The sequence below is a fragment of the Micropruina sp. genome, from assembly GCF_047602085.1.
GTDB lineage: Bacteria > Actinomycetota > Actinomycetes > Propionibacteriales > Propionibacteriaceae > Micropruina.
Map to the genome: position 1 here is coordinate 183256 of NZ_JASGID010000002.1, position 23763 is coordinate 207018.

21 protein-coding genes and 1 pseudogene are annotated in these 23763 nt (G+C 64.2%); 11 read left to right on the forward strand and 11 right to left on the reverse strand.

Annotated elements, in window-relative coordinates; all coding sequences use genetic code 11:
* Positions 1 to 42: 42 nt before the first annotated feature.
* Positions 43 to 1083, reverse strand: coding sequence for a hypothetical protein (locus QM721_RS01665; RefSeq protein WP_415118343.1), 1041 nt, complete (start codon positions 1081 to 1083; stop codon positions 43 to 45).
* Positions 1084 to 1086: 3 nt separating this feature from the next.
* A complete protein-coding gene (locus QM721_RS01670) occupies positions 1087 to 1245 on the reverse strand; it encodes a hypothetical protein (protein ID WP_415118345.1) in 159 nt (52 codons plus the stop codon).
* A gap of 200 nt (positions 1246 to 1445) precedes the next feature.
* Here QM721_RS01670 and QM721_RS01675 point away from each other — a divergent pair, with 200 nt between their 5' ends.
* Together QM721_RS01675 and QM721_RS01680 are read left to right on the forward strand one after the other, a co-directional pair.
* Positions 1446 to 2669 carry a hypothetical protein gene (locus tag QM721_RS01675; protein ID WP_415118347.1) on the forward strand — a complete coding sequence of 408 codons (1224 nt, stop codon included), beginning with the start codon at positions 1446 to 1448 and terminating at the stop codon, positions 2667 to 2669.
* Positions 2670 to 2677: 8 nt separating this feature from the next.
* Positions 2678 to 3391: a hypothetical protein gene (locus QM721_RS01680; RefSeq protein ID WP_415118349.1), complete on the forward strand. Its 714-nt coding sequence runs from the start codon at positions 2678 to 2680 to the stop codon at positions 3389 to 3391.
* Positions 3392 to 3590: 199 nt separating this feature from the next.
* On the opposite strand, the gene QM721_RS01685 is transcribed toward QM721_RS01680, so the two are convergent.
* The 3 genes from QM721_RS01685 to QM721_RS01695 form a co-directional block, all read right to left on the reverse strand.
* A complete protein-coding gene (locus QM721_RS01685) occupies positions 3591 to 4802 on the reverse strand; it encodes a hypothetical protein (protein ID WP_415118351.1) in 1212 nt (403 codons plus the stop codon).
* A 100-nt stretch (positions 4803 to 4902) separates the two neighbouring features.
* Positions 4903 to 6147 (reverse strand): hypothetical protein, encoded by a 1245-nt coding sequence (locus QM721_RS01690; protein WP_415118353.1) that lies wholly within the window; start codon positions 6145 to 6147, stop codon positions 4903 to 4905.
* Between the two features lie 88 nt (positions 6148 to 6235).
* Positions 6236 to 6682, reverse strand: coding sequence for a helix-turn-helix domain-containing protein (locus QM721_RS01695; RefSeq protein ID WP_415118355.1), 447 nt, complete (start codon positions 6680 to 6682; stop codon positions 6236 to 6238).
* Positions 6683 to 6929: 247 nt separating this feature from the next.
* On the opposite strand from QM721_RS01695, the gene QM721_RS01700 reads away from it, so the two are divergent.
* Together QM721_RS01700 and dcd are read left to right on the forward strand one after the other, a co-directional pair.
* The gene (locus QM721_RS01700) at positions 6930 to 7256 is read left to right on the forward strand and encodes a hypothetical protein (protein ID WP_415118357.1); all 327 of its coding nucleotides are present in this window, start codon (positions 6930 to 6932) and stop codon (positions 7254 to 7256) included.
* A gap of 241 nt (positions 7257 to 7497) precedes the next feature.
* The gene (dcd, locus tag QM721_RS01705) at positions 7498 to 9555 is read left to right on the forward strand and encodes a dCTP deaminase (RefSeq protein WP_415118359.1); all 2058 of its coding nucleotides are present in this window, start codon (positions 7498 to 7500) and stop codon (positions 9553 to 9555) included.
* Here dcd and QM721_RS01710 read toward each other — a convergent pair.
* Positions 9534 to 10106 (reverse strand): hypothetical protein, encoded by a 573-nt coding sequence (locus tag QM721_RS01710; protein ID WP_415118361.1) that lies wholly within the window; start codon positions 10104 to 10106, stop codon positions 9534 to 9536. The genes dcd and QM721_RS01710 overlap by 22 nt on opposite strands.
* A 517-nt stretch (positions 10107 to 10623) precedes the next feature.
* Between QM721_RS01710 and QM721_RS01715 the strand changes: the two genes are divergently transcribed.
* Positions 10624 to 12402 (forward strand): SIR2 family protein, encoded by a 1779-nt coding sequence (locus QM721_RS01715; RefSeq protein WP_415118363.1) that lies wholly within the window; start codon positions 10624 to 10626, stop codon positions 12400 to 12402.
* 218 nt (positions 12403 to 12620) lie between these two features.
* The gene (locus QM721_RS01720) at positions 12621 to 15152 is read left to right on the forward strand and encodes a DEAD/DEAH box helicase (RefSeq protein ID WP_415118365.1); all 2532 of its coding nucleotides are present in this window, start codon (positions 12621 to 12623) and stop codon (positions 15150 to 15152) included.
* A 145-nt stretch (positions 15153 to 15297) separates the two neighbouring features.
* Here the strand turns inward: QM721_RS01720 and QM721_RS01725 are convergent, their stop codons facing one another.
* The 5 genes and pseudogenes from QM721_RS01725 to QM721_RS01745 form a co-directional block, all read right to left on the reverse strand.
* Positions 15298 to 16065 carry a hypothetical protein gene (locus QM721_RS01725; RefSeq protein ID WP_415118367.1) on the reverse strand — a complete coding sequence of 256 codons (768 nt, stop codon included), beginning with the start codon at positions 16063 to 16065 and terminating at the stop codon, positions 15298 to 15300.
* Complete coding sequence (locus QM721_RS01730; RefSeq protein WP_415118369.1) at positions 16062 to 16835, reverse strand: hypothetical protein; 774 nt, start codon at positions 16833 to 16835, stop codon at positions 16062 to 16064. Before QM721_RS01730 ends, QM721_RS01725 begins: the two co-directional genes overlap by 4 nt.
* Entirely contained in the window at positions 16835 to 17446 is a 612-nt protein-coding gene (locus tag QM721_RS01735) for an SAF domain-containing protein (protein WP_415118371.1), read from the reverse strand. Before QM721_RS01735 ends, QM721_RS01730 begins: the two co-directional genes overlap by 1 nt.
* A gap of 101 nt (positions 17447 to 17547) precedes the next feature.
* On the reverse strand, positions 17548 to 18921 hold the full coding sequence (locus QM721_RS01740) for an IS1380 family transposase (RefSeq protein ID WP_415118373.1): 1374 nt from the start codon (positions 18919 to 18921) through the stop codon (positions 17548 to 17550).
* 316 nt (positions 18922 to 19237) lie between these two features.
* Positions 19238 to 19462: pseudogene (locus QM721_RS01745) on the reverse strand (ISAzo13 family transposase); the annotation flags it as partial.
* Between the two features lie 390 nt (positions 19463 to 19852).
* On the opposite strand from QM721_RS01745, the gene QM721_RS01750 reads away from it, so the two are divergent.
* The 5 genes from QM721_RS01750 to QM721_RS01770 all read left to right on the forward strand — a co-directional run bounded on the left by QM721_RS01750 (position 19853) and on the right by QM721_RS01770 (position 23592).
* Positions 19853 to 20035, forward strand: coding sequence for a hypothetical protein (locus tag QM721_RS01750; protein WP_415118375.1), 183 nt, complete (start codon positions 19853 to 19855; stop codon positions 20033 to 20035).
* A gap of 173 nt (positions 20036 to 20208) precedes the next feature.
* The gene (locus tag QM721_RS01755; protein WP_415118377.1) at positions 20209 to 20730 is read left to right on the forward strand and encodes a hypothetical protein; all 522 of its coding nucleotides are present in this window, start codon (positions 20209 to 20211) and stop codon (positions 20728 to 20730) included.
* Positions 20731 to 20790: 60 nt separating this feature from the next.
* On the forward strand, positions 20791 to 21843 hold the full coding sequence (locus QM721_RS01760) for a peptidoglycan-binding protein (protein ID WP_415118379.1): 1053 nt from the start codon (positions 20791 to 20793) through the stop codon (positions 21841 to 21843).
* 4 nt (positions 21844 to 21847) lie between these two features.
* Positions 21848 to 22495: an ABC transporter ATP-binding protein gene (locus QM721_RS01765; RefSeq protein WP_415118381.1), complete on the forward strand. Its 648-nt coding sequence runs from the start codon at positions 21848 to 21850 to the stop codon at positions 22493 to 22495.
* Complete coding sequence (locus tag QM721_RS01770) at positions 22492 to 23592, forward strand: ABC transporter permease (protein ID WP_415118383.1); 1101 nt, start codon at positions 22492 to 22494, stop codon at positions 23590 to 23592. The genes QM721_RS01765 and QM721_RS01770 overlap by 4 nt, the downstream gene beginning before the upstream one ends.
* Positions 23593 to 23763: the final 171 nt, after the last annotated feature.

Genomic DNA, 23763 nt, shown 5'->3' on the forward strand with positions numbered 1-23763 from the left:
TGGGGGTTTCGCTTTGTTCGCGCGCCGGAAGGCGCGGCGTCATCAGTCCCCTTGGTTTCCTCGCTCACGGAACCATCGCGGCCCCGGCTTGTATGTTCTGTACCCACGCACGAGCCACCGCTTCTCGGGGTCGTTCCGGGGAAGAGAATGCAGGCGCCACAAGGCGGCACGGATCGAGACTTCCGGAACTGGGGCAATCTCTAGACCCCGCGCGATCTGACGCTCGTGACCGACCTGCTGAATGCGGGAGATCACCTCGCGGGCGGGGTGGCTCTGGCCGTCCTCGAAAACCGCCCGAACGTCGGCGTTCAGGTTGTCGATACCAAAGTCGGGCAGGGTCTTATACGGGTCGGCCTCCTGCGAATCATGTCCCCACTTATAGCCCGGGCATGGGCTGAGATCCGGATCGAGCAGGCTGGCGACTGCCACCCAGTCCACGGGAGACGGCAGTGCACGTCCGTGTAGCGCGGCCCGGTTCTGTGTGGCGACAAGCGTTGCCACAGCCTTTCGGACCTGTTGTTCGAGTTGCAGCACGTCCTTCTCCTTCAGCCGCCGTGGTTCTCCTTGGGTGACCACTGCATCAGAGCCGGCCGATGGATCAACGACGGCACGAGCGAAGGAAAGGGTTGGGTGTCCCTGGGAATCTTTGTGTAGCAGGTAAGGCCATTCGCGCAAGAGCACATCGAGGTGGCGGCTGAGGGTCGCACCGAAGCCGTCGACGATCCTGAGCCCAGCAAGCACCTCGGGCAACTGGACCCAGCGGTCTCCGTCGCGTGCCGCCCGGACCGATGTCCCGCTGAGTCCCAGCCGCTCACCGAGGCGAGCGGAGACCGACCGCTCCGGCTGACGCCCGTGCGGGTCCTCGCTGATCCGCTGTGCGTAATGGGCACACAGGGTCTCGTCCACAGCGGCGGCGAACCCGATGGTGAACGCGTCGAATGGAGAATCGGGCTTCAACCGGCCCTCGCGGGCGGCGGTGGCGAACGGGTGAGGGCTGTCGGCCATGGAATCCAGGTCTTGCCGCGCCGCTTCGATCTGCGCTCGGTACTTGCGCGCCGGGGATGCAGCATGACTACGCGGCATGCGCTAGTCCCAAGTCGAGGCGAGCAGTTCATCCAGAGTGACGGCCCAAGTGCGCGCCAGGATCATCCACGTCCTGAGGTCACCCTTGTACTTCCCGGTGGAGATGTTGATCAGGGTCCGTCTGGAGATGCCGCTCTGGACGGCCAAGTCGTCGTAACTCATGCCGCTGAGTGCACGTCGCTCCTGGAAGATCGCAGGAAGCCGCGACAAGTCCGGCTCCGGCGTTTGCAACACCAGACTACGAAACCAATCGCAATCCAACCAGGCAGTGAAGCACCTTGCACCGATCTGGTGCAAGGTGCTTCACTGAAAAGCGATCACCCCATACGGGGCAGCCAGTTCCCCTCCCGAAAGAGCCCGCCATGCTCGTCCGTCCGTCACTCGCAATCGTGCTCGCGACCATAACGGCCGTTACGGTGTCGGCCTGCTCGGCAGCCTCGAACACCCCGCCAGCCGAAACCCCCGCCCCGTCTACAGCCTCGGCCACTCCGGTGTCTCTGCCGGTGGCCGAGGTCTTCGATGCGCCCGCGTGGGGTATTCGATTCTCGGAGGCCGCCGCACACAAACGGCCATTGGTGACGGCGCAGCGTCTGATCATGCTCGACGGGCAACAGGTCCGTGCGCTGGACGCGCAAGGCAAGGATGCCTGGGCCACGCCATGGGAGGGCTTCACCGACGAGGCCCGATCAAAAGGGTCGGACGGATACCCCCTCCTGCGACAGGTGTCCCCCGATGTCGTCGCGGTGGTGGACGGTGGAACAGCCCAGGGTGACGGGCTCAACAAGGACACCGGCCAGGTCAAGGTGACCTTGATGAAGGTGCAGGATGGCAGCCTCATCAAGCAGGTCACCATTCCCGGCACCCCGTCCCAGATTCCCCAGATCGGGAGCCTCGGGCTCGGCTTTGCTCTTCCACAGGGCGGCGTCTCCGCGATCACCCCCGACGGCGACGTGGTAGATGCGCCCACCGTGCGGTCAATGAAGACCACGAGTGGAATATCTGTCGGCCGCACGGGCATGAGCGTGTGGGAGAGCGGCGGCAGCGACGCAGCGAGCGGATTCTCCGGTCCCGGCTGGGACTCCCGGACAAGCGGCCCCGGGCCGCGGTTCACGTCCGCCTCTGTTCTGGCAAGCGATGCCGACCGGCTGCTCGTCGGCAGGTGGGTAGTCCCGTCCGTGTCTACGAAGGAGGTGCAGATTCAGGTGCTTGAAGCGCCAACGGGCAAGGTGCTCAGCAAACCATCCTGTGAGCCTCGCACCGCCGCACCGCTTGTCTCCAGTCCTGCTCGCTCATGGCAGGTGCTCGGACCGATGAGACTCGATAGCGCAGGAAAGGCCACTTGCTTCGGCGGCGGCAGCGGCCAGAAGACTGTCACGCTGACGGCCGTGACCGACGCCGGGCGTGCTTTCGGCATGGCCTCCGCCGACGGCTCCCAAGCCCTCTTCCTGGACCTGGCCCCGAACGGCGACATCACCACGCTTGCCATGCCGGAGGGTGCCGAGTTGCCCATCGGCGTCATGGACGGAGACATCGCCATCCACTGGGACTCCAACGAAGCAATCGTTACCGGAAACAAGATTCACTAGGGGAAACGATGATCGGCGATCTGTGGGCATCTCCACGCACCGGGCGCATCTACCGTGTCGGGCCGCGAGGAACGAACTGGGCTGTGGTGGGGCACGTCGACCAACTGGGCGCCCCCATGGTGGGTCTGCCGAGCCTGCTCGGGTTCGCCGGTGCAGCGTTGGGCTTGAGCGTCGTCGCAGCCGTCTTCACTGCCGCGTTCGTCGGCTTGGTCTTGGGCGCGATCCTGATGTACTTCCCTGTCGCGATCCCGTTCAGTGTGCCCCTGCTGTTCCTACTGCTCGTGGTGCTGGCGATCAGGGCGCTGGCCACGCGGCGGTCCTTCCTGCCCGTGCTGTGGACGGGGGCGGCCTTCCTGATTCTTCTTGTGGTCGTCGTGCTTCACGTCTTGTTCTGGCCGGATCACCCGGGGCTGTACGTACAGGCCGCCAGCCTGCCCCTGATGCCTACGCTGACGCTCGCTTTGGCCGTGGGGGCGCTAGCCAGACGCCGATGGGCGCTGGGGGTGCTCTCGGCAGGCCAGAGCCTGGTGTTCACATTCTCCTATCTCGCGGCATTCGGCTCCTCCACTTACGCCGAGTCGCCCACGGGCTTCGACAACCTGCTCACGCTCATCTACTGGGTCTGCCTGGCATGCGGCGCCGCAGCGTGGCTGACGCCTCGCCGTGCCCTCCCTCAGGGCATGGCGGAGCCCCCGGAGGTGGCAGTGGGAGCGATCCGATGAAATCAACCGAGAATGTCGCACGCTCAGGAGAGTCGGTGTCGCCAGAACTGGCTGCCTTGGAGGCACGGTTCATGGCCGAGGACCGGGAAGACCTGCACAGTGAGCGGTCGCGACGGCGGGCAGGGCTGCCGGAGCCGCGCCGCGACATCAGACCCTTCGAGGGGTTCGCGAGCGGTGGCGCGGACGCCAGATGACTGCTCTATTGAGCGAACTGCGCGCGCAACGCTTGCACATGCTCCCGGCCCGACATTGCCCAAGCCGCCTTCACCATGAGGACGGTGGTCGCCTCAATGGCATCAAGGAGCCGCCGCAGTAGGACCCGTTCGGCTTCGGTGTCTTCGTCGGCGTGCTTCAACTTCTGGAGGCTGTCGCGGATGTTCAGCAACGCGTAGGCCGCCACTTTCTGGAGGTTGAGCGCGCCCGGCGCTGCTTCTTTCATCGGGGCACCGGCCCATGCCAGACACAGAAGTTGCCCCCGCTTCGTGGGGCGGCATCGACCCTCCGCAACGCTATAGGTATGGCGGCTGTCGTGCAGACCATTGGCCGCCAACCACTCCAGAACCTTGGCGTCACTGAACGCTTCGCGCGCGATTCGGTCGATTAGTTCCACTAGCGAGTTGGCCGCCTGGGATACGCCATCGACTGAGTGGTCGAGGGCGTCGCGGGCGCCACGGACCTTGCGCGAGAACACATCGCTCAGTTCGGCAAGGTCGGAGTCGGCGCGTGCTCGCAGCACCGTCCGGAACTGGTCCATGGCCGCCGCAACCTCGGCAGGCTCCAGGGCTTGGTGCTCCGGGTGTTCGGGAAACTTGAGCCCGATCTCGCTACTCAGGGAGGTTCCGATCAACTCTTCAGCATTCAGGACCATCCCGAAGAAGGACGATTCGAGCGCCGCTGGCATGCCCACGTCTTTGCGCTGCTCCTCGGTCAGGATGCCCAATGCGTCATCCATGGCGAGAGCCCAGGGACGCAGGAAGTTAACCCCGACCCGCACCGCCATCAGAACCGTTCGAGCATCCTCCTGCAAGTCCCCGCGCATGGCGTCGAAGGCGGCTGTCCCGAGGAGACGGTTGAGCACTTTCAGGTGATCGGCCCGTTTGAGCCGGTTCACCCAATCGGTCAGTGCTGTGTCTGACACATGCTGAAGAGCGTCGGCGATCCAGTCCGGCGCCTCTTTCAGCACAGCGAACTCTGAGCCTGTCTGGGACAGACGCTCCAGTAGCGGAACCTCGCTCTCCTCCAAGACGATGGCACACATCGTGACAATCGAGTCGACCGCTGCCACCACGTAGTCGTTGACACCGAGAACCCGCCGGATCGGGACGGGCACGCGCACGACACGGCGGACAAGCGCAGAGCGCCCCACGGGTTGATACGCCCCGTACGGCGGCCTGACTCGCTCGATCTGCACGACGGGAAGGCTATGCGCTGGCACTGACACTTTTCGGTGCCGTTGAACTGGGAGCCGACAAGCATGTTGCCGTGCCGAACTCGGGAGTACGGCGGCCCATTCAACGCCAAGAAGCAAAGGGATTCGGGGCTTCTGTTGGTCGTCCGCGTCTCAGTCGCTCGTCGTGTGGCATGCCGGGCGGTTCTCCGTCGGGAACCTGAAGCGTCGTGGTTGGGTCGATCATGTCGGCGTAACCACTTGCCCACTCTCGGAAGACCTCCGCAGCCGGGCTGTGTTGCGCTGACCCGAACGAGGCCAGGAAGGCCCTCAGCCGTGTGGCCTTCCCCCACGCCTTGGCCTGGTCGAGCAGCGACTGCTCCCACTGTTCGTAGTGCGCCCGACGCTTGCCCAAGAGACGGGCGGCCTCTTTCTGTGCTTTTCGCTCCTGCTCCCGCTTTCGGGCTTGCTCCTCGTGTGCCAATGCAACCTCGGTCGCGGTCTGTACCAAGGCGAGAACCTTGGGCACGTAGTCACCCAACCACTTCGTGCTCGTCTCCAGTAGTCGGGTGCTGGAGTAGGACGCGTAGACGCGGAAGAACAGCAGGCCGGTGGGCAGGTAGTCGTAGCGCGGAGCCCACGAGTGCCCCCATCGCTCTTTGTGGGCGATTTCCTCCGCTGTGAGAACGTGGTCCACGCCCTTTTCGAACTCACCGATACGAACAGGTACGGCCTGGTGGCCCGCATCGAGCGTCACGAGCGTCTCGCCCCGGAATGGGCGTTCGCGTCCCCGCTGCTTCGGCTGGGTACAGCCCTCAACCGTGAATCCCGCTTGCTCCGCCGCCTGTATGAGCATGTGGGCGGCGACGAAAGCCCGCCTCCGTGCGTCGGCGTCCTTCGGGAGGGCGATTGGGCGGTCCATGAGCGACCGGACCGCAGGGTGCGGCTTTACGATCCGCTGCGGGGCAGCCTCCGGCAGGCGAGGGGGCGTAGCCGCCACCTGACTGCGTTGCCTCTGTTTGGCGACTCGCCCCTTCGGCGTGCCAGTAACGGTTTCACTTCCGGGGCCGCGCGGACTCGGTTCGACCGGTGCTGATGCGGTCCGCCGCGCCTCCTTCTCCACCAGTACGCGCGCCGCACGTCTGCCGCCTGCGCTGTCGGCGGGATACTCCCCATGTTGGTGGAAGTAGCGTCCTGCATCGGTCGCGGTCGCCGTATAGCCGCCACCCTTCTTCGAGACGGTCGCCAGCCCGCGCGAAACCAGCGCCGCCACCGACGTCTTCCAGTTCCCGGGTGGCGGCTCAGCGTCGGGCGTAGTGCACATCCATGACAGGACACCGGCTTGAGCGTCGTTGAGGGACCAGTCCATGGGGACATGGTGTCGGATGGGTCGAGAGCGTCCGAGCCTGATTGTTTGGAAGGCAAAGGCGAGTGCGCCGATGCCTGATCCTGTGCTCTTACCCGCCTGCCCCTGGAAGCGGGTTCGGGGTGCCCCCCTCCCAACCACGATCACACCAGGCCTTTGCTGCGACCTCGGCGGCTGTCGGGCCGAGCAACTCGTCCAACGTGCGCAGATGGTACGCGCGCATCAAGGCGAGCAAGGTGCTCAGACGAGTGTTGGGGAGTGGAGCCTTCTCGATGTTGCGCAGCGCATTGCGGGTGATGCCCGCGAGCGCAGCCGCGCGCTCCTGGGTCAAACCCACGGCCTCCCTGCGGGCCTTGACGGCCGCCCCGATATGCACAGTCTGCTGTGCATCCTCGGGCTCGCCTACGAGGCGCAGATGTGGCGCTCCACGCGGCGTGTTTGACGGTCCCTCGGGCTCCATAGGGCTCAGAATAGATGTATGAGAGAGACTGGGGTGCAAAGTGTGCTTGGCATCGGGGAGTGCCAGACTGGCGGCCATGACGGCCTACCGCACCTCGACCGTGGGTCAACCTATCGGCTCCCAGACCTCCCCAAGGCACAGAAGGCTGTGTCACGATGACAACAACAAGCACCCTAGGCACGCGAGGACGGAACACATGAGTACGTCAACAGTCGCACGCTGCACCGCACGCTCGATCGCTTCCCATCAAGCGATCAGCGATGATCTTGCGTCCCTGGCTCTGGCCCTGTGGGGTACGACCTCCCGAGTCGCTCATGGTCGAGAGTTGAACGACCGGGATCGCCACACGCTGAACGAGAGTCGATACGCGGTCGAGAACCAGTGCCAAATGCTGCGCTATGTGCAGGCACAAGCCAACCCCGGTTCACAGTCCGTGGCGCCCGCCCTGATGCTGTTGGACTCGGGGGACATGCTGGAACTGGCATGGGAGGCGGCTGAGGTCCTTCAGTTCGACCTGCCTGAGTCCATCGAGGGAGCCGAACGGCTAGTCACCGCCATCGACCAGATTGCGTCGGGCAACCGAGAAGAAGCCGAACGTTTGGTTCCATTGTTCAAGCGTGTCGCCCTCCTGGCGGAGCAGCGAACGGGCTAGAACTTGAGGCGTGCCCGAAACACGTTCGCAACGCACCCTTGCTTTCGGCTCCGAGTTCACCCCGTCCCCGTACACGGAGGGCGTCATCCATGGCGTATTGGACGGGGTTGAAGCACTAGAGGCAGAAATTGCAAGACTGATCGACGTTCGATGCGTCCCCAAGCGGTACCGTGCTCAAGAACCAAGCAATCACAGGGCGGCGCTCGACCTCCTCACGTCTCTCCAGCAGTACCCACAACGAATGCGTGAGGTGGTCGAGCGCCGCTGCGCGGACTCTGCGGACGAAGACAACTTGGTCATGTCTTTGCAGAACGATGCGCGAGTGGTCCTCTCCTGCTCACGGCGACTGAGGGAGTGGTTCGATTCGGCTGATGTAGACCGTATCCCCGTGGCCGTCCAGCGAGAGGTCGACTCAACGTTCGTCCGACACGGCTTGAAGAACATCGTCACAATCATTGTCGCTGGACCTCCAGACGAGATTGATATCGGCATCGAAGATGTGCGCTCTGACTTCATACTTCCGAATGAGCCCAAAGAAGACTTCGAGAATCTGTACACGATCCTGCGAATACCTCTTCGTGCGTCAGAGGCCCCCCACCGATGGACCATCGTCCTTGGCCATGAAGTAGGTCATCACCTACTCCGCGAAGCCAACGCTCGGTGGCTGATCGACCAACGGGAGGCCGGATTCAACCTCCCTGATGGCGCTCCCAGCACTGTGATGAAGAAGAACAACGAACCTGCGGACGAGACCCTGCTTCTATGGCAGGTTGGACTAATCGAGACCTTCCCCTTTGCAGAGGTCCGAGCAGAAATTGAGCATGAGGCCGGAATCAAGAGGCCGCGCGGCAGCGTCCAGACAGATCCTAGGGCACCTAGGAATGCTCCAATAACTCAGCCGAAGGGCGAGCCGTCGATTACCTCGGTCGACAATGCAATCATCAAACGCATCAAGGTGGCCAATGACTGGTTGAGCGAGATCATCTGTGACCTCATCATGGTCCGCTCCTACGGCCCCGCTGCCATCGTCGCCATGGCAGACCACTTGATTATGACCAACAGCATGCGGCCTCCGCACGACACACACCCACCAGGCGCAGTCCGGCTCGCGTTAATGATGAAGTACGTCAGCCGCGCCGACCTCGGGATTCTCAAGTCGGTGATCGAGCCATTCCAGGTCCCGCACTTCGAATCTGACTCCGCGCGAACCGAGCCCGCTCCATCGCAACTGATTGACTATCTCGATGCCCACGAGACGGTTATTTTCCAGTTTGTAGACGGGTTGAGTCTACCTACCTACACAGCCAGTGACGCTGACCGGCAACGCGCGGTTCTCTGCGCCGTCAACCAACTCGCGTGGGGTGTTCCTCCTCATTCAGCGCGCCTCGACGCGTTCAAGGATTCAGGAGTCGATCTGCCATTCAACGACTACGACCCTGGCCTCGTCACGATCACCGTTGAGGACCTCCTCAACGCGTCGTGTGTTGCACGAGCCCTCCAAGGCGACGGAAAGATCGAGGGTCGGGTCCCCATCAATCGGCTGACGCTCAAGGCCATTGAGATTTTGCAGACCATCGAGATCGCACAGCGGGGGGCCAGCAGCGCCGACTTCGCTCCGTTCGAGCCTCCCGAGGCTTCGGGGGTCGATGAGCCGAACTTCAACGGCCGGGCGATCCTGAGCGCGGAAGACATCACACGTCGCTTGGTGTCTGAGCGAACCTCAGAACGCCTCGTGTTGACGCCCATGACCTTGGGCCAGTCGATCAAGAACCCAAGTATCGACCTGCGCCTGGGTACGCGTTTCATCACCTTTCATCGTTCCTCCATTGCTTCGTTCGATGCGGTGCTGAACGATCGCCCCCGTGCCGTACAGCGAGAGCATGAGGTTTCGCTGGAACAGCCGTTTGTGCTGCACCCAGGCGAGGTGGTCTTGGCGAGCGCCCTCGAATACATCGCGCTGCCGCACGACGTTGCGGCGCAGGTCATCACCCGCTCGTCCTATGGGCGGCTAGGGCTCATCACGGCTACGGCTGTCCAGGTCCATCCGTACTACCGGGGATGCCTGACGCTTGAGTTGGTGAACCTGGGTAACGTTCCGTTGGCTCTCTATCCGGGCGAGCAGGTGGCTCAGTTGATCTTCTTCGCGGTGGGTGTGGGCGGCCAGGCGGCTCCCGCCAAACCGGGGCCTGAGATCGCCAGCGGATCGTTCGTTTGCCCAACAGGCCCGGAGTTTCCCAACGTTCGACTGGACCCGTGGCTGATGCGGCTCCGCGCAGGTCAGCAGGAGCCAACCGGCTGAATGGCAGCCAAATCCTGGAGTGAGAACTGCTCAACCCGGCCATCGAGCAATGTCAAACGTATAGTCCCGGTGGGCGAGTCTCTCAGAACTACGCCGCAGAGCAGGCGTCCGTCATGAAGCACCACGGATGCGCTCGGAAGAACGGACTGCTTCACCGGAGACATGACTATCGCTGTGATCACGGTTCCGATCAGAACTGCTTGCGCTGCAATGAATAGCCTCTGCGCGCAGCGGAGTGCTTTGGTAGAGTCAGTCACCTTCTGCAACACAGCGATCCGAAACTCATCGCTTCCGTTCACTTTTTCGGGTACTCCGGCTGCCGCTACTGTGGCCCGCCATCCGGCGACAGCCAGGAGCAACAGAGCGAGGCCCGCTCCTCCGATGATGCTCCAACGGGCGCCCTCGACCTGAATGGTGGAGGCAAGGTAAGGCGCCGAAAGCCCCAACCCTGTAACTAACAAGCCCGACAGACTCACAAGGGCCGTCTGCCACTTGCTGGCGCTCGCCCTTACCTGATTCAGTTCGTCGGCTTGGTATTCCTCGTAGCGCACTGCCCAGTCTGCGTCCGCGAGGGTTGGTAGTTCGTCGTCTGAAGGCCGACTCGTCTCGCTAGTCACTGCTCCGCCTTCCGGTCGAACCAGTACGCACCGCACCCGTCCTCTTTCCCCGGGTGGCCCGTGTGGCCGCCTCCGCATCTGCACAGGATGGTGTTCCGGCTTTCAGACCCACTCGACGGACCGGCCGACACCGTCACTTCGCGCCTCTCTACGGTCACTTCGCCATGACAGCGTGCGCAGAAACCTGTCTTCGTCGTTGAACCTTCGCGCACGTACTCCCACGGGCGCACTGCCACCCTCTGGTAGGGGAGGGTCGTATCATGCGCTGGCGCGTCAGCCATTCTTTCCCCTTCAGGGCGTTTCTACAGGGGGACGTTAGCAGCCGACGCCTCCGCACGACATGGGTTCATTGATGTGTTCAGAGGTTCCCTTCGGTGCCTGCATGGCATCCGTTGCACAGTCTGTCGGACCGTGCAGACTTACCCCAAGACCCTGCTCCGAAGGACCACCCGTGCCCAATCCGCTCTCCGCCGCTGCCATGCTTGCGACCTCCATGCATGCGCAACCGGGTGTCTACGCGCTCCTCCTAGGCTCGGGTGTATCCACCGGAGCAGGCATTCCCACCGGCTGGGGAGTCGTGAAGGAACTGGTTCGCCGGGTAGCCGCCGTGGAGGACCCGGACACACTCGCCGTGGCCGAGACTGACCCAGAGCAGTGGTGGCGGGACCATCACGATGGCGACCTCGGCTATGCGGCATTGCTGGAGGCACTGGCGCCTACCCCCGCCGCCAGGCAAGGCATTCTGGCCGACTTCTTCGAGCCCACCGACGAAGAGCGTGAACAGGGCATCAAGACCCCCAGCAAGGCCCACTTGGCGATAGCCGAACTCGTCAAACGCGGTACGGTCAAGGTGATCGTGACAACAAACTTCGACCGGCTCATGGAGCAGGCGTTGGACGCTGTGGGTGTCGCTCCTCAGGTCATCTCCCGCCCTGAGGCGGTGGCAGGGATGAAGCCGCTTGTACACGCGCCAGCGACAGTGATCAAACTGCATGGTGACTACCTGGACCTCGGATCGCGCAACACCCCGAGTGAGTTGGAGGAGTACCCAGACGAGTGGAAGACGTTGCTGACCCGGGTGCTCGACGAATACGGCCTCGTAATCTCGGGCTGGTCAGCGGATTGGGACACTGCACTGGTCTCCCTGATCGACACGGCACCGAACCGGCGCTACCCGATGTACTGGGACGGCCGAAGCAGCAGAGGAACCAACGCCCAGCGACTCCTAGCGGCGCGGTCCGGCACCGTCGTTCCGGCTGCCGGAGCCGATGAGATGTTCCTGGGCCTGGGGTCCAACATCGCAACGCTCGACCGCCTAGCCGAGCCGCCACTGAGTACAGCCATGGCCGTAGCCCGGCTCAAACGCTACCTCGCAGACCCGGTGCACCGGGTGGACCTCTACGACCTCGTGATGGCGGCCGTGGACCAGTCAGGTGCCGAGGTCCAAGCCCACACCCTGCACGTACCTAGCATCGACGGCGAGACGCTGGACAGCATCCTGACCGCCCACAGGGAAGGAGTCATGCCGCTGCTCCACCTGCTTGCCACAGGCATCTGGCACGACACCAGGGATGACCATGCCGACCTGTGGGTGGATGCAGTCCAGCGACTGGTTGCGCAGACCACAACCGCCGTCTCATCGTGCACACAAGGTCTGGACCGGCTGCGAATCTATCCAGCGATCCTCGCTCAGTACGTCCTCGGAATCGCGGCCATCGCTCGCCGCCGGGAGAACCTGATGATCCGGGTACTCACTGAAGTGCGCGGCAAAGAGGGCATGGGACACGGGGCTCCAGTACCTGCCTACGAACTGCTCGACCCAGGTGCGATCCTGTCGCCTAACGGAGCCAACGCTCTGTCTCGATGGAACGGCCAACGGTGGATTTTCCCGATGAGCCGACTTCTTCGCGAGGACGTGCGCCCGGCCTTCCTCGACCTGATCCCCGACGACGAGACGTACCTGCACCTCACCTGGGGTTGGGAGTACCGAATAGGGCTCGTCCAAGCCCACAACAACGCCTACCCGTTCTACGGTGAGTCGGGAGGCGAAACTGCCTGGTACGGCAAGAGCAACTCACCCGCATGTGAGAGCGACTTCCTGGATCGCCAGGAGCGTGATTCCCGTTGGCCCTGGACCGACTACCTCGGCGGGGCTGCGAAGCAAGAGGCACTCATGGAGCAGCACCGCAAGAACATGCGAGAGATGTTCTCCCAGCGACGGTTCGGCTGACAGGACCCCGTCCAGAGCAGCGGCCACGATGCTCGGATGCCTTGGTGTCACCGGTTGGCGGGTGCGACCGAGTCCTCCAAGTCACCGGCTGGCATCTACCTGGACCGCAAAGGCAGTAGTGGGGATACCCCCGGGGGGGGGGACATTTCCCGGGCCGATACATCTGCACGGCAGTCGGTCACGCACCTAAAGTCAATGGTTTGGATAAGTTGGGCGCCATGGTCAAGGTGAACTTCCGAGGGCTCGGCGCTGTGACATCAGAGCCCGCCCGCACCATCGTCGAACCTCGCGATCTGTTCAACGCACTGCCCGACAAAGAGACCGGCTTGGACTACCTGCGGGGACCCCAGGACCAAGTGCTGACTGCGTGGCACGCGCGCCGTCAGGATCGAGACATCGTGATCAAAATGAACACAGGTGGGGGCAAGACGCTCGTCGGTTTTCTGATTGCACGCAGTTGGTTGAACGAGGGGCTCGGCCCGGTGGCCTACTTGGTCCCAGACGGATTCTTGGTCGCGCAAGTCATGCGAGAAGCAGAGCGCCTCGGCATCGAGTGTGTCAGCACACCGGAGGAGCCCGCCTACCAGCGCGGCCAAGCGGTGCTCGTGGGCACCTTTGCCAAACTGTTCAACGGTCTGTCGGTCTTCGGCGTACAAGGTAACGTCTTCAAGGCTCCCAGATTCGGACTGTCTGGCGTAGTGATCGACGACGCGCACGCCTGTGTAGCACGCGCGGACGAAGCCTTTCGCCTGCGCATCGCTGTAGATACCCACCCTGAGGCATATGAAGCGCTCCTGAGACTATTCCGCGACGACATTCGCCAGCAGTCCAGAAGTGGGCTCCTCGACCTAGAGGCGGGCCGCCGCGCAGCCATTGAGGAGGTGCCCTTCTGGTCTTGGCAGGACAAACAGGACCGCGTTCTGGATTTATTGCACCCCTTGTCGAATCAGGAGCCTCTCAAGTTCGCATGGCCTCTGCTAGCCGACTGCCTGCCTCTGTGCTCTGCCGTCATCACCGGCGACGCCGTGGAGATTCAGCCACCGGTGCACCCGACCGATCTCCTGACTGGGTTCCATCAGGCCAAGCGCCGCGTGTACCTGACCGCAACGTTGGCTGATGACTCCGTCCTCGTACGGCACTTCGCCGCTGACCCCAAGTCCGTGGCGAAGCCAATCTTTCCGTCAAGCGCGGGAGACATCGGCGACCGCATGATCCTCGTGCCACAAAGCCTCGTTCCCTCGGCCACCGAAGAAGACCTCCGCAACTACGTGGCTAGTCTGGCGACCGGCCGAAACGTCGCAGTCATTGTGCCCAGTCGTGCCCGGGCTGATTGGTGGAAAGCCGTGGCGAAGTCGACCCTCGACAGGACGAACATCCAAGCGGGAGTCAAGAAACTGCGAGCAGACCCAACGTTTGGACTCGTCGTATTCATCAATCGCTACGACGGCATCGACCTCCCGGGCGACGCCTGCCGCATCCTCGTGCTGGACGGGCTACCTGAGGCTCTGGACGGGATCGAACGACTCGAACAGGCGCAACTGCGGGGATCGTTGACCATGCTTTCCCGTCAGGTGCAACGCCTAGAACAGGGCATGGGCCGGGCAACGCGCTCCAACGAGGACCACACTGTCGTGCTGCTACTCGGCACAAGACTCACCGAACGACTCAACAACCCCCAGGCGCGCGACCTTTTCTCGCCCGCCACACGGGCGCAGTTGGCGCTGGCCGACGCGGTGGCTAGTCAGATCGCGACTGATTCGCTCGATGGGCTGACTGACGTAATCGACCAGTGCCTCAACCGCGACCGAGACTGGGTGGCGCTGAGCCGTGGCGTCCTGGCCGAAGTTCGCTACGACGCCCCCGTGATCGGGGATGAGGCCGAGGCGGAACGGCTGGCCTTCGAGGCCGCACGCCGAGGGGACTCCGCAACTGCGGAGACGCAGCAGAAGGCCGCCATCAAAGCGCTGCGAGGCAAAGACGAAAATCGCCGAGCGCTTTTGACCCAACGGCTCGCTGGCTACACAAACGGAGTTAACCCGACGAAGGCTCAATCCCTTCAGAAGAAGGCGAACAGCGCCAACCATAGCCTGCTGCGTCCACTGGGAGGCATTCAGTACGAGCGCCTTGCGAAGGCTGCCGCGCAGGAACAGGGAGAGCAGGCATGCACATGGCTACTGAACCGCTACTCATCGGGCAACGAACTTGTGATCGGTTTCAACGCCTTGATCCAGGACCTTGACTGGGGGCCTCGGACAAAACAGTTCGAGCAGGCGATGGCTGACCTCGGCCGGCACATCGGCGTGATGTCCCAGCGTCCCGATGAAGACTTCAACGAAGGCCCTGACGACTTGTGGGCGCTGCCCGGCGGCGACTTCCTTGTGATCGAAGCCAAAAGCGGCGCGGATGACGGTCACCCTGTCAAGAAGGACGACGCCAAGCAGTTGTCCAACTCCATGGATTGGTTTCGAGAGCGGTACCCCAACTCCACAGGCACCCCGGTGATCGTGCACCCGGACGCGCGATTCGCAAAGGCGGCCGCCATCCCTACCGGATGCCGTGTCATCGACACCATGCATCTACACACGCTTCGCCAAGTGCTTACGGCCGTAGCACCACAGTTGGCTACGAACGATGCCTACCGCGACCCGAAACAGGTGATGAGTGTGTTGGCGGACGGTCGCCTGCGAGTTTCGGCAGAACCTTCAGCAAACACCTTCTTGGCGAGGTTCACCGCCAAAGGTCGCCGGTGATGTGCGGGGGCCTCCCATCACGTTGAGCGCCCAGACATTCAAGGACCGCCGCCTCGATTGTTGCCCCGGCCCTACGCATGGCCCACCCGCCGCATAGGTCACAGCGGGCCGTTCGAGCATGAGCCCCGGTTCTGCCAAGTGCAGGTCAGATGCTCAGCGCCAACCGCACGGGCCTCAGCCCCTCCAGATGTGCGCACAGTGCGTCAGGGGAAATCTGCACTCGACCTAAGGGAAGTACCTCCACAAGAGCGGCATCAGGGCTAGTCAAATAGTTTCGTGAAACCGCCAGCGTCATGGTGGGGTGGGCGTCGTCGAACGGACGGGCCGGGGTGACCGATTCGCCCAGAAATCGGATCGCCTCGACGAGCTCGGAGTCGCTGTCGGCCACCGGCGGGCGCTCCTCGCGGCGTCCGTCGCCGTACTGCACCATCACCGAGTCGTGGCCGTGAATCTCGATGTTCTCGGCGTCGGCGATCTCGAACAGCGGCTGCAGCCGTCCGTAGCCGAAGATCGCGTTCTCGACGCCCTCGGCGTAGGCCTGCTCCAGCGCGATCGGCCACAGCGCCTGGCCGTTGCTGGAGAGGTCTTCGGCATGGTCGCGGACGACCTGACGCACCAGCGAGCGTCCGAGCAGCCGCCGGTCGACCTCGGGCATCGCCACGCCGTGGGCGTCGTGGTGTTGGGCGATCGCCGCCGCGATCAGCTCCGAAGCCTTGCGCCGCAGCAGCACCACCAGGCTCCAGTCGAGCGAGGGAATCTCCCCCGGTGCCGCCGCGCGCGGCTTGACCGGACGGGTGTGCCGCCAGTCGGGGTCGGTGCTGCTGACCGGTTCGCGGGCCGGCAACTGGTCGGCGGTGACCGTGGTCGCGAACGGCGGATCCTGCAGCAAGGGCACGGCGGTCAGCTTGGTCATCGCCGGGTTCCGATCAGTTCGCGGGCCGCTTCGAGGCGTCCCGAGATGGAGCGGGCCGCGAGCGTGACGCCGCGGTAGTAGCTGCCGCCGGCGAAACGGCGCGGTGCCGGGGCGCCGTCGCTGAGCACCGCGGCAGCTTCGGGGTCGAAGTCGAGGTCGGCGGCGATCGTGGTGCCGAACTGCTGCTGCACCTCGGAGCGTCCGTACGGCATCGAACTGCCGACCAGCGCCAACGCCAGCCGGTCGGCACCCACGGCCTCGGTGAGTGCGGGCAGATAGAGCCGCAGTGCCGCGAGCGCCACCAGCGAGGTACGGGTGACCACCAGCACCAGGCCGGCGTGCTGCACCACCGGCAGCGGCAGGCCGTCGACGCCGAGGCGTCCGGCATCGATCAGCACGTCGCCGTCGCGAGCCGCCAGCGCAGCCATCAGCTCGGGCCAGACACCGCCGAACAGGCCGACCACGCCAGGGTGTGGAAACCCCGGCACGAACCGCGCCGGCTCGTCGCGGGCCAGCAACGACGGCAACTCCACCGCCTGCGCGTCGATCACCTCGCCCAGCGGACGCCGCTCGCGCCAGGCCTGCAGCAGCCCACCCAGGCCGTGCTGACCCGACCGTTCGCCGCGCAGGTAACCGGCCAGCACCGACTGGGTAGGCGTGGGGTCGGCATCCACCAGCAGCACCTCACGCGGCCAGGCCAGCGCCAGCCCGAGCGCCGTGCTGGTCACGCCGGGCGCATGCCCGGCCGAACACAGCACGACGATCGCCATCAGCCGGCTCGCTTCACCACGACCAGGCGTCCGGCGGCTGCGAGCCGGGCCACCTCGTCACTGTCGGCGTCGGCCACCGTGACCTCAAGCGATGTGCTGCCGTCGGCCAGAGTGAGCGGCGCCACCGAGACCGTGGCCCGGTACGAGGCCCCCGCCTGATCGCCGTCGTTGGCCGCGGCGATCGGCACCAGCACCACCGCCGTGCCCGCGGGCAGCGCCGAGATCGGCACCTGCCCGGGCGTGAGCCGCAGCCCGAGCCGCGAATAGCCCGTACGCACCTCGGGCTCGCCGATCGACCCCGGCACCACCAACGACCCGTTGGGCAGGTCGGTCAAGGCCGTCTTGCCGATCAGTTCGGACGCCCGCTCGGCCGGCACCGTCTCGACGCCCAGATGGGTGCCCAGGCTGACCGGCCCCAGATCGGTGACCCCGATCACCTCGCCACGGTAGATGGTGCGATTGACCTTCAGCACCGCGGTGGCGTTCGAGACGCTGGAGTACAGCACCGCCGACCCGAGGCCGCCCAGGCAGATCGCCAGCACGCCGACCAGGATCCACCGCAGGTTGCGGCGGGGCCTCGCGGCGGTGGCGGCTACAACGGGTTCGGTCATCGTGCGAACTACCTCATTTTGGGCTGTGCGTGCGATGAGACTAAGTGCGGTTTTGGAGAATTCCCGGGGGTCTCAACAAATCTGTGGATAACTAACCTGGGTTAGGTGCTGTCGTGGAGCGCGAGGGCGGTCAGCGCGATCGCCAGGAGCGCTGCCCAGGGGTGATGGGTCGGGTAGCGCAGCCGGGTCTGTCTGCTGCTGCGGGTGAGTGCGGCGGGGATGCTGTAGAGCCGGTAGCGGAGCCGTTTGGGTTCCCACCGGCGGGCGTCGTGGCCTTCCAGGGCGAGGAGTTGCATCCAGGCTTTCAGCTCACAGGCCAGGGCGACGAGGGTGCACCAGATCTGGTTCTGGAGGTAGCCGTGCAACGGGAGGTTGGTGAGCCCGGTGGTCTTGGCGTGCCGGATCCGGTCCTCGGCTCGGGCCCGGCGGCGGTGGCGCAGTTCGAGGTCGGCCACCTGGCCGTGGCGGGTGTTGGTGGCGAACGCGGTGATCCGGTGCCCATCCACATCGGTGATGGTCAACTGGGCGCCAGGGTGGGGGCGTTCCTTGCGGATGATGATCCGCATCCCGGCCGGCCAGGCTTCCAGGTTGAGCAGGCCAGTGATGTCAGCAACCCAGGCGCCCTCACGCGGTTTCCGCTCAGCGTCATAGGCGGGTGTCCAGCCGTTGGCGGGGACCTGCTCGATCAACGGACCGGCTTCAGCGGGCAGCGTCCAACCAGCCGAGTAATGGACCCGCTGACCGGTGAGCCAGTCCAGGAGTTGGTGGCTGTAGCCGGCACCATCGACCCTGACCAGCACCGTTTTCCCCGGTCGGCGATCGGTGAGCCCGGGGAGTTGTTGGAACGCGTCACGCAACACCTGGATGTGGTCCACAGCGGTGTTCGAGCCGGCGTTACCAGGTCTGAGCATGATCGCCAACGGTTCCCCACCACCCTCAGGACCGTGGTCAGCGAATACGCACAACGGATGGAACCCGTAACCCTTCTTGAACGTCGGCCTGGCGTTCTCCTTGTCCGAATGTGCCGTCACCAACGTCGCATCGACATCGATCGTGAGCGGCTCAGTCACGCTGGCCCGATGGGCCGGGGAGTGCTCACCAGCCAGCTGCCAGGCCCGCGCACGGGCTTGAGCGCGGGCAGTGTTGATCGCTGTCAACACGTTCGGGGCATCAGCGGCGAGCACGCTGATCAACCGTGAGATCGTCGGGTCGGAGGCGACCGGGCCATACACGGCCGGCTCACCCCGCAGCACGCCGGCATCGGCCAGGCAATCCCCACCCAAAGCGAGCATGATCGCGAGATCGGTCACGATCTTGCCCGGATCATGAACCGCCAACGGTTTACGCCATGGCGACAGGGCACGTGACAAGCCAGCGGCGAGATCTGTCACCTGCGCCGTCCGGGTGAGCAGCATGCCACCCGCTTGGCCCACTACCCGGGTCCCTCCAGTGTCGTGGTGGGGCTGGGGATACATACCGGTACGCTTCACCTTGAAAGTGCTCTCTGGGTTGGGCCAAATGTGACTTAGACACTCGCATTATCCCAAGCCAGAAGCACTTTCACCCATTTAACACACCCACCCCGGTGAAAGCCCGAGGCTAACGTCGACCGTGGGTCGACCTACACGGCGAACGCGTTCACCAAGCTCTGTCGTCAGCTCGGGGTGCGTCAGTAACCACCACCGCCGGCACAGCTCGGCGGGCATGATGAGCCCGATCAACTACGAGAACACCGCGGCCCCCGACCGGGAAGCCGCATAGAGAAGCCCTCCACGATTCGGGGGGAACCACAGAGTCAACCTGCTCCACACGCCGGCGACCGTCCCCCGGACGCCGGACCCGGCCCGTCGGCAACGGATCGACCCCCGCAGCCCGAGCGACCAGCGCGATCCCACCATGCCCCAGCCACCGTGCCTCCGCTCCCAGCACCAGCCGACGCGCCCGCTCATCGAGATACCCGAATAGCGCCTCGAACTTCAACCGCAACCCTGCTTCTGTCGCGTCCATGACAAGCATGAACGCCAGACACACCAACCAAATTCCGGTCAGACCCTTAGTCTCCGTGGATGTGCTGGACCAACTGAGGTTGTCCGCACCCGTGGGCTACCTAATTAATCCAGTGGGCGTGTTCAGTGAGGTTCAGCGGGCCGCGCATTTCTGCACCGATTAGTCGCTATGGCCCCAACGTGGGAATGGGTCTAGATGTGTTCGCAGAATGACCCAGAATATGAGAAGTTGTAGGACGACTCCGCCCCAGTCTCCCAATAGACGTTGGTCCTCATGGAGGACTGCTCCACGTTTGCGACACTGTAGACGTAGTTGTGATCGTTCGCCACGATTAGCCCTCCAACCTGTGCCCACACCACACCCTTGCCCTTGGATTTCGAAGCAACAAAGTAGTTCTGCGTGCTACAGGTCCTGCGTCCAGACTCTACAGCCTCCGCGGACGCCGTAGCGGCAGAGGCGAACGCGATGCACAGGATCGAGGCCGTGACGGCGGTGGATCGGGAGATCATTTTCTTCATGTTAGGCTCCGGGAGGGTAAGCTTCGTCGCAAACATAGGCGGATCTCATGAGGAAGTCAAATAGCTATGAGTGCGACGCAAATCCCCTTTTGGTGGGCGAGGCTAGCCGTAGTGTGTTGCTGCCTCACGAGCGTGGGCTGTGGCGGCGCACCTCAGGAGGCTTCTCGATTCCCGGAAAATTCGGCTTCTTCTGTGGCCACCCGGTGGAGGCCAAGCAGGCCCCTACCGAAAGCGACGATGTCTGAGACCGAACGCGAGAAATTGAATCGAGAACGTCTCGACCGGCTGGCCGCGATGCGCAGGATCACCGATCCACCCACGGTGGTCCCCATTCGCTGGATCTACCCTGAAGAGGTGGGAACGATTGTTGTCCAATGTCTACGCGACGCCGGTTTCGCAGCCACTTCCTCAAGCGATGGACGCGGATTCACCGCGAACGCGGGTTCTGAGTCCCAGGTTCCTGCCCTGAACCTGGCCTGGTATCGCTGCAGCGCTCTGTACCCGACAGACCCGCGCGCCAGCCTCACGGTATGGAATCAGGCGCAGCGCGAGGTGGCCTACGAGTACTTGACCGAGTCACTCATCCCGTGTCTTCGAGGGCTCGGTGCCGAGCCAGCCCAGGCGCCGTCTCGTGCGGTATATTTGAGTGACCCCGACCGCTGGGAATACCCAGATGCAGGTAGCCAGGCAGCGAGGGAACTCTGGGCTCGGGAATGCCCGCTCGACCCGCCCACTGCGATCATGCTGGGTGAGGAGTGACGACCAGCGATGCCAGACGATGAGGCAGGACTGGCGCCAAGGAGTCGCCTGCTCACCCGAGTGGTGACCGTCGTCGGTGCGTTCGCGGTCGCGACGGTGGCGTTCCTTGCGGGCCGGGCCACCCTGCAGCCGGTCGAAAGTCCTGACGATGCCAAGGCTGCCGACGTGATCGCAGTAGTGCGGCAGCAGTCGGTTGGACGGGTACTCAACATGAACGTCACGGTGTCACAGGCGACCAGGCCGCTGGCGGTGAATTTCCGCACCGGTGTGGTCACGTCGATCGCAGGGGGGGGTCCGGTTCGGCAGGGGAGCGTGTTGTATCGGGTGGCAAATCGCCCGGTGGTGGCGATCGCCGGCACAATGCCGTTCTACCGAGCGTTGTCCGTTGGGAAGAGCGGGCAGGATGTTGTCCAACTGCGGCGCGCATTGGTGGAAGCGAAACTGCTCGGCTCCGCTGGCCGAACCTTCGATGAGGCGACCCTCCGGGCGCTGCGCGCCTGGCAGAAGCGGGTCGGTTGGAGACCGACTGGCCGACTAGAACTGGGCGATGCTGTTGCGGTGGCAGACCTGCCAGGGGTGGTCAGTTTGGACCGGAAGGTGCTGCGCAAGGGGGCCGTCTTGAGCGGCGGAGAGGAGCTGGTGTTCGGCAGGGTTGGCCGCCCAGCGTTCTCGCTGGTGGTCGGCCAAGAGCAGGCGGCGCTCATCCCGGCCACGGCGACGATAACCATGACCTACCGGGGCGCTACTTGGAAGGCCGTTGTTGCGGAATCCGCGGTTGCCGAGAATGGTGAGACCAGGATAGTTCTGACCGCTGGCGGTGGGCGTGCGGTGTGCGGCAGCAACTGTGATCTGGTGTCTGGGGGCAGTGACATTTATGTCCCCGCCACAGTTCAGATCATTCCACCGGTCGAGGGGCCGGCTGTACCGGTCGCGGCCGTTGTCACTAACACTGACGGCACTGCCGCGGTTACCGTCATTGCTGATGACGGTGCTGCTTCGTCCCGGGCGGTAACGATCAGGGGGTCTCAGGACGGGGTCGCTGTGGTCGATGGCGTGACAGTCGGCGAGCGGGTTCTGGTGGTACCGGGCCCGTCGCCCAGTCCGAGCCGGTGAACCGGTGACAGGCCCGATGCTTGCCCTACGTGACGTGCGGTTCGCCTATCGCCCGAACCGTGACGAACTGTTCGGCGGCCTGAGCCACGAGTTCCCCGCCGGAGCAGTGACCGCCGTGACCGGACCGTCTGGGCGTGGCAAGTCCACTCTGCTGTATCTGATGGCTCTGCTGCTCACTCCCACCGCAGGCGAGGTGCTGGTCGGCGGACGCAGTGTGGCTAACTGCCGTGACTCGGAGCGATCTCGGATCCGTGCCACTCGGATCGGCTTCGTGTTTCAAGACGCAGAACTCGACCCGGCGCGCACTGTTCTCCGCTCAGTGATGGAGCCCTCGCTCTACGCGGGTGCGCTGCCGGGGTCCCGCATGACTCGAGCCCGCGGGCTGCTGGAGCGCTTCGGCCTAGCTGAGCGTGCCGACCATCGGCCCGGTCAGGTTTCCGGAGGACAGGCGCAGCGAGTGGCAGTGTGCCGAGCGCTGATCAATGACCCTGCCATCATCCTCGCCGACGAGCCGACCGGGAACCTTGACCGGGACAACTCCATCCTGGTGCTGGACGCTTTGGCTGAGGCGTCCGCCTCCGGCGCAACGGTGGTGATAGCTACCCATGACCCAGCGGTGCTCGAGCGGGTCGATGGGGTGTTGTCGCTGTGAGGCGTCGAGCGCTCTTCCGCGAGATCATCGCGGCCACATGGGCCGCTCGGGTGCCCTCGGCGCTGATCGTCATTGTCGCGGGCATGATGTGCTTCACTGCGATTGTCACCGTCGGTCGTTCGGCGGCCGCCGCCAGGGAAGTGGCCGCCCGCCTGGAGCAGGCCGGAGCGCGACGAATGTCCGTGACCGACGGTGGCGGCCTCGGCTTGATCAATGCTCGAACCGTAGCGGCTGTTCAGAGCCTATCGACGGTTGAAACGGCCGACGCGCTGGGGGCACCCTTCGACGCCACAAACGGGATAGTCGGCCCTGGTGGCCAGCGAGTACCGGTGTGGCCGGTGCTAGGCGGCGATGTGTCAAGGGTCGTGAACCTGGTGTGGGGCCGGGCGCCAAGGAGAGGTGAAGCCTTAGTCTCCGTGGATGTGCTGGACCAACTGAGGTTGTCCGCACCCGTGGGCTACCTAACAGCCGTAAACGACGACGCCCAGTATCCGATCGTCGGGGTCTATCGGGCTCGTCCCGTGTTTGAAGACCTGAACACGGGTGCCGTGCTCGCCCCGATAGAGCCCGTCGTGGGGCGTGAGTTGCGGGTTGTCGTGACTGGCGTGGCATCGGCGTCCAACACGGTGTCAGCCGTCTTGTCGATCCTCGCACCACCGCCCGAGGCTCAGGGCATCTACGTGGACGCGCCCACTGTGCTCGCCGACACCGCGCGCGACATCAACACGCAACTCGCGGGCACCGGGCGAGCGCTGCTACTCCTGATCCTGGCCGCCGGCGGGTTCTTCGTCGCTGCTGTGGTGCTGGCTGACGTACTGGTTCGTCGCCGCGATCTCGGCCGACGCCGCACTCTCGGGGTCAGCCGTGCCGATCTCATTGGTCTTGTCGCGGGCCGCGCGATACTCACCGCGACGGTTGGATCGCTGATCGGCTGCATTGCGGGCTGGACGATGAACCAGTCGATTGGCAGCGAAACTCCCATCGACTTCACTGTCGGAGTTGGAGTGCTGGCTGTTGTCAGTGCGGGGATGGCGGTGCTGGGGCCTGCCTGGTATGCAGCCAGGCTCGATCCGGTCGCCGTCATGCGAACACCTTGAGGACGCGCCGGACACCGAGCGCACCTGCTCACGCGGCAGACCCGACCACCGTTGGTCGAACGGGTCGAGACTCGAAGTCGTCGCAGGATATTAGACACGTACTGATCAATGCGCCCACCGCTGGTTGAGCTTGGAGGCACTTACATCCTCTGCGTCGAAACCCCTCGTGAG

Excerpts from the sequence above, each read along its gene's own strand:
- dcd (WP_415118359.1), top strand. The coding sequence starts at position 7,498 with ATGCGTGAGGTGGTCGAGCGCCGCTGCGCGGACTCTGCGGACGAAGAC.
- QM721_RS01670 (WP_415118345.1), bottom strand. The coding sequence starts at position 1,245 with ATGAGTTACGACGACTTGGCCGTCCAGAGCGGCATCTCCAGACGGACC.
- QM721_RS01720 (WP_415118365.1), top strand. The coding sequence starts at position 12,621 with ATGGTCAAGGTGAACTTCCGAGGGCTCGGCGCTGTGACATCAGAGCCC.
- QM721_RS01735 (WP_415118371.1), bottom strand. The coding sequence starts at position 17,446 with ATGACCGAACCCGTTGTAGCCGCCACCGCCGCGAGGCCCCGCCGCAAC.
- QM721_RS01755 (WP_415118377.1), top strand. The coding sequence starts at position 20,209 with ATGTCTGAGACCGAACGCGAGAAATTGAATCGAGAACGTCTCGACCGG.
- QM721_RS01675 (WP_415118347.1), top strand. The coding sequence starts at position 1,446 with ATGCTCGTCCGTCCGTCACTCGCAATCGTGCTCGCGACCATAACGGCC.
- QM721_RS01740 (WP_415118373.1), bottom strand. The coding sequence starts at position 18,921 with ATGTATCCCCAGCCCCACCACGACACTGGAGGGACCCGGGTAGTGGGC.
- QM721_RS01730 (WP_415118369.1), bottom strand. The coding sequence starts at position 16,835 with ATGGCGATCGTCGTGCTGTGTTCGGCCGGGCATGCGCCCGGCGTGACC.
- QM721_RS01725 (WP_415118367.1), bottom strand. The coding sequence starts at position 16,065 with ATGACCAAGCTGACCGCCGTGCCCTTGCTGCAGGATCCGCCGTTCGCG.
- QM721_RS01665 (WP_415118343.1), bottom strand. The coding sequence starts at position 1,083 with ATGCCGCGTAGTCATGCTGCATCCCCGGCGCGCAAGTACCGAGCGCAG.
- QM721_RS01690 (WP_415118353.1), bottom strand. The coding sequence starts at position 6,147 with ATGGACTGGTCCCTCAACGACGCTCAAGCCGGTGTCCTGTCATGGATG.
- QM721_RS01680 (WP_415118349.1), top strand. The coding sequence starts at position 2,678 with ATGATCGGCGATCTGTGGGCATCTCCACGCACCGGGCGCATCTACCGT.
- QM721_RS01695 (WP_415118355.1), bottom strand. The coding sequence starts at position 6,682 with ATGGCCGCCAGTCTGGCACTCCCCGATGCCAAGCACACTTTGCACCCC.